Genomic DNA, 4,955 nt, shown 5'->3' on the forward strand with positions numbered 1-4,955 from the left:
AACGGGAGTCGGAAAATTTGTCAACCAATAGCCCAACTCCTATTCATCTACTAGTGCGGCGATTGAAGCACCTGGAAAGTCGCCATGGCATCTATGCTGTATTGGGTAACCATGATTTAGTCTGGGCTCATTCCAAAACCACAGTTACTCAGGCTCTAACTAAGATCGGTGTTAAGGTGTTGTGGAATGCGATCGCTTATCCGTTTGGAGCACAATTACCCCTAGTAGGACTTGCTGATTTTTGGTCTGGTGATTTCCATCCTGGTCCAGTGCTCAATCAACTTGATGCCAAAACACCCCGGATTGTTTTATCCCACAACCCTGATACTGCGGAGATATTACAGCGTTGGCGAGTGGATTTGCAGTTGTCTGGTCATACCCATGGTGGTCAGATTGTGATTCCAGGAATCGGACCTGCGCCAGCATTGTTGAGAACTCTCCGGAAGTATATTCCTAGATCTGTGCAGCCCTGGATACCTTATTTGAAAGCATGTTCAAAAGTAACTAACCATTGGGAATGGTCTGAGGGTTTACATCGCATCGGTAAAAATCAGTTATACACTAATCGTGGTTTAGGAACGTATTGGCCAGGTCGTCTATTTTGTCCACCAGAAGTTACAGTAATTACGTTGAATTAAGAATGAAAAATTAATTCTTCATTCTTAATTCTATAACTACGTTAGTATGTAGCCAGTTTTTTGTTCAATATAGTCTATGATCTTATGATAAATGTCTGGATATTTTTGTTCGCTAATAATGATGGGCATGGAACTGTCAGGTAACCAAAAGGTTAATCTCTGATTTGGGTAGTGACAAAAACTACTGATTTTGTTGAGGTCAAGGATATAATCATGACGCTCGTAATTGAATGTAATCCAAAAACCATTAGGTGATCGTGCTGATAACTTTTGAATGTAGTTGACTACTCGTTGATAACCGTCTGGGTCATTTTGACGGCTGACAAGAATGGGGATAGTACTATCGGGTAACCAGAAGGTTATTTTTCCGTTGGGACCATGGGTGAATGTACTAAGCCGATCCAGATCAATAACATATTCTCGATGATCGTAATTAACTTTTATCCAGTAACTCACAAAACCTCCTTATTGAAATAATGGGTTGGTAATACTGCCAATTACCAATTCGAACGATTCGAGTTAATCACTTTATAGTATTTTTATACTCATGAAGTACGATTTTTGGGTTTTAGGGAGCAGGGAGCAGGGAGCAGGGAGCAGGGAGCATAAAATAAGCAAATTTAAGGAGGTAAGAGGTAAAAAATAATCTGTACCTCATAGCTACGATAAGCACTATCGTAAATGGAATAGGGAACAGCGAAAACAAATTATCACAATTGATACATGGATTGCTCTTTTTATTGAGATTACTGGTTACTTGTTGTTAATTAACACTGGTTACTTTAGCAAAGGGAACAGGGAACAGGGAACAGGGAGTAGGGAAGTTCCAATCATAAATTATGACAATTCCTACACGGATTGCTATTGTTACTTTACTTTCAACTAAGAAGGATAAATAGTTAAGCAGGATAGGAAGAATGAAGAATGAAGAATGAAGAATCCAATTCTAAATTCTAAATTCGCGCATTCTAAATTCTCTTAAGATCGTCCCTGAATTGAGCGAAATTTGGAAGCCCCAACCTACTTCGTGTGGGTTGGGGTACTTCACTGTTGCCTAGCTGCTGATCAAGCTAAGTCATATTTCAGGGGTTTATTCCTCAGAGCCGGATAATTTCTGTGGAATCATCTTTTGATGGAGGGTAATTATCCGCAATGATGTCATTAATACCCTAATCTGCGACATATGTGACATCACATACTTAGGAGCTTACTTCCGCAACGGATTGCTGGTTTTGGCTAGTGGTGCCGTTAGTACTCCTCTGTTTAAGCTGTCCTTTGTCAAGGGTAGCTTGCACAAATCCCACAAACAATGGATGGGGACGACTGGGACGGGAGCTAAATTCTGGGTGGAACTGAGTGGCAATAAAGAAGGGGTGTTGTTTCAATTCAATTATTTCCACGAGGCGACCATCGGGAGAAGTCCCACTAATGACATAACCTGTTTCTAAAAATAGGTTGCGATAAGCGTTATTAAATTCATACCGGTGGCGGTGGCGCTCATAAATGACTTCTTCTTGGTAGAGGGAAGATGCTAGAGTATTCGGTGCTATACGGCATGGGTAGAGCCCTAAACGCATGGTACCGCCTAAATCCACTACATCTTGTTGCTCTGGCAATAGATGAATGACGGGATTCTTGGTATCAGTGAAAAACTCGGCACTATGGGCTTCTTCTAAGAGGGCTACGTGCTTTGCCCATTCAACTACTGAACACTGCATCCCTAAACATAAGCCTAGCAAGGGAATCTGATTTTCCCTAGCATACCGAATTGCTTGAATTTTGCCATCTACTCCCCGAATCCCAAAGCCTCCAGGAATAAGGATACCGTTAAAACCGTTTAGGAAGGATTCAGGACCGTAAGCTTCCACATCCTCAGCACTAACCCAGTGTATTTTGATTTTGGTATCTTTTGCGATCGCAGCATGCTGCAAAGCTTCCACAACGGATAGATAAGCATCGGTTAGTTTGATATACTTACCAACAATGGCAATTTCAAGGTGGTGAGTGGGATGATGCAAACGGTCAACTAACTGCTGCCAATGGGTTAAATCCGGTTCCCGTTGCTCCATCTGGAATAACTCTAGGGTTTGCTGGGCGAGTCCTTCTTTTTCTAGCATTAGGGGCACTTCGTAGATACTTTTAGCGTCCTGGGCAGAAATAACTGACTCTACTGGTACATCACAGAATGCTGATATTTTATCTTTTAATCCGGTTGGGAAAGCGCGATCGCATCGGCAAATTAAAATATCCGGTTGAATCCCAATAGCACGCAATTCCTTTACCGAGTGCTGGGTTGGCTTGGTTTTAATTTCTCCAGCCGCAGGAATCCAAGGTAATAGGGTGACGTGCATATAAAGGACTTGATTGCGCCCGACATCTTTACGGAATTGACGAATTGCTTCCAAAAACGGTAGGGATTCAATATCCCCCAATGTGCCACCAATTTCTGTAATCAATACATCAGGATTGGAATTTTGGGCAATTCGATGAATGCGCTGTTTGATTTCATTGGTAATGTGGGGAATCACCTGCACTGTCCCCCCCTGGTAATCACCGCGACGTTCTTTATTGATTACCGCTTGATAAATCGAGCCAGTGGTGACACTGTTGAGGCGAGAGACGGAGGTATCCGTGAAGCGTTCATAGTGACCTAAATCTAAATCTGTCTCAGCACCGTCTGATGTTACGAAGACTTCTCCATGTTGGTAGGGACTCATGGTTCCCGGATCTACGTTAATATAGGGGTCTAGTTTAAGAATCGAGACGGAATAGTTCCGGGATTTGAGTAAACGTCCCAAGCTAGCAGCAACAATCCCCTTGCCAATACTGGATACAACCCCTCCAGTGATGAAGACAAACTTAGTCATAATGTTTTAGTATAATAACCCGATAGAAATTTATCTGGTTCATTTTGACATACTACAGTAGAGTTGTTTGCTGCTGCTGAGCTATCAGTAATCAGTAATCAGTAATCAGCAATCAGCTATTAGCAATCAGTAATCAGTAATCAGTAATCAGTAATCAGCTTAAGCGCTAGATCACAGGCTAGAAGCCTGTGCCACGCTGACGGCTGACGGCTGACCGCTGACCACTGACCACTGACCACTGACCGCTGACGGCTGACCGCTGACGGCTGACCGCTGATTACTTTAGATTGCCGACGTCAAAGACAATGACAAATTGAGCATCAGGCATTAATCGTTTCAGGGCCCATAAATGTCCCTCGGCATCCGACCGGTTCCGGAAGCGACCAACAACTGTCCGCTGCATCTTGGGTAACAGGCGAATGACCACCCACGGGTGAAGGCGTTCAGAATACATGATAATCAAACTATCTCCTTTTGTAGGGGAGCCAGAGCTAGCCCGCCGAGAGTGCAATATCTACGGGCTAGCTCTTGACTCCGGGCGTCTTAGCGCCCACCATTTTATTATATCACAAAAATATGTTATAATAAAATATTTTTTAAAATTTTGTAAAAAACTAGTGGAACAGGCATCTTGCCTGTTAAAACCAGGCATCTTGTTGTGGAACAGGCATCTTGCCTGTTAAAACCAGGCATCTTGGTGGAACAGGCATCTTGGTGGAACAGGCATCTTGCCTGTTACAATTCCCAGGCATCTTGTTGTGGAACAGGCATCTTGCCTGTTAAAACCAGGCATCTTGGTGGAACAAGTATCTTGGTGGAACAGGCATCTTGGTGGAACGGGCATCTTGCCTGTTACAATTTTCAGGCGGTCAGGATGCCCACTCTACTGCTATTCATTGGAAGATTCAGCAACGCCGTTATTATTTCCTTTTTGCTGTTTTATCGCTTCAAAGCGTTGACGAATGGCTTCGGTCGCAATACTGATATTGGCTTCAATGGTTTCACCTTCTGGTGTTGTCATTGGTCCGTACCAAATTGCTTCTTGATCAGGGCTTCGGCGACTATACAACACACGCAAAGGCTCTTGATCCTCTCGATGGGCTAGAGCATACTTGATCAGTTCTTGGTTACTCATTTGTTCAAAATTGGGTTTCATCTAAAAACCTCCACAGTCCATTAGAAGATACGATAATTTGTAGCTCTTCACCCGCAAAGATAAAAACAATACCACTTTGCTCATCAAATCGAAATAATTCAATGTTTCGATAGCTATTGGATAGCATTTGGCAAAGGCGGAGACAGGCTTGGGCTTGTGCATCTGTTGCTTGAATGGTTTGTTCCTCAATTGTGGCACATATCATAGGATACTATATAATTTCTCATATTCCTTTTTAGATATTGTATGTTTATTAAATGACAAAAAAATGAGATTATATAGATAGGGTGCATC

7 protein-coding genes are annotated in these 4,955 nt (G+C 42.7%); 1 reads left to right on the plus strand and 6 read right to left on the minus strand.

The features are described from left to right. A partial coding sequence (locus tag F6K52_RS32365; protein ID WP_293088572.1) for a metallophosphoesterase occupies window positions 1-638 on the plus strand: 638 nt, incomplete at its 5' end. 36 nt (window positions 639-674) lie between these two features. Here the strand turns inward: F6K52_RS32365 and F6K52_RS32370 are convergent. The 6 genes from F6K52_RS32370 to F6K52_RS32395 all read right to left on the minus strand — a co-directional run bounded on the left by F6K52_RS32370 (window position 675) and on the right by F6K52_RS32395 (window position 4,866). After that, entirely contained in the window at window positions 675-1,094 is a 420-nt protein-coding gene (locus F6K52_RS32370; RefSeq protein WP_293088574.1) for a hypothetical protein, read from the minus strand. Window positions 1,095-1,837: 743 nt separating this feature from the next. Continuing rightward, a complete protein-coding gene (locus tag F6K52_RS32375) occupies window positions 1,838-3,505 on the minus strand; it encodes a CTP synthase (RefSeq protein ID WP_293088576.1) in 1,668 nt (555 codons plus the stop codon). Window positions 3,506-3,782: 277 nt separating this feature from the next. Beyond that, window positions 3,783-3,962 carry a hypothetical protein gene (locus F6K52_RS32380; RefSeq protein ID WP_293088584.1) on the minus strand — a complete coding sequence of 60 codons (180 nt, stop codon included), beginning with the start codon at window positions 3,960-3,962 and terminating at the stop codon, window positions 3,783-3,785. A gap of 222 nt (window positions 3,963-4,184) precedes the next feature. Beyond that, entirely contained in the window at window positions 4,185-4,349 is a 165-nt protein-coding gene (locus F6K52_RS32385; protein WP_293088578.1) for a hypothetical protein, read from the minus strand. Window positions 4,350-4,394: 45 nt separating this feature from the next. Continuing rightward, entirely contained in the window at window positions 4,395-4,661 is a 267-nt protein-coding gene (locus F6K52_RS32390) for a hypothetical protein (protein WP_293088580.1), read from the minus strand. Further along, complete coding sequence (locus F6K52_RS32395; protein WP_293088582.1) at window positions 4,645-4,866, minus strand: hypothetical protein; 222 nt, start codon at window positions 4,864-4,866, stop codon at window positions 4,645-4,647. Before F6K52_RS32395 ends, F6K52_RS32390 begins: the two co-directional genes overlap by 17 nt. Between the last annotated feature and the right edge of the window lie 89 nt (window positions 4,867-4,955).

Origin of the sequence: Moorena sp. SIO3H5 (assembly GCF_010692395.1) — a bacterium.
Lineage (GTDB): Bacteria > Cyanobacteriota > Cyanobacteriia > Cyanobacteriales > Coleofasciculaceae > Moorena.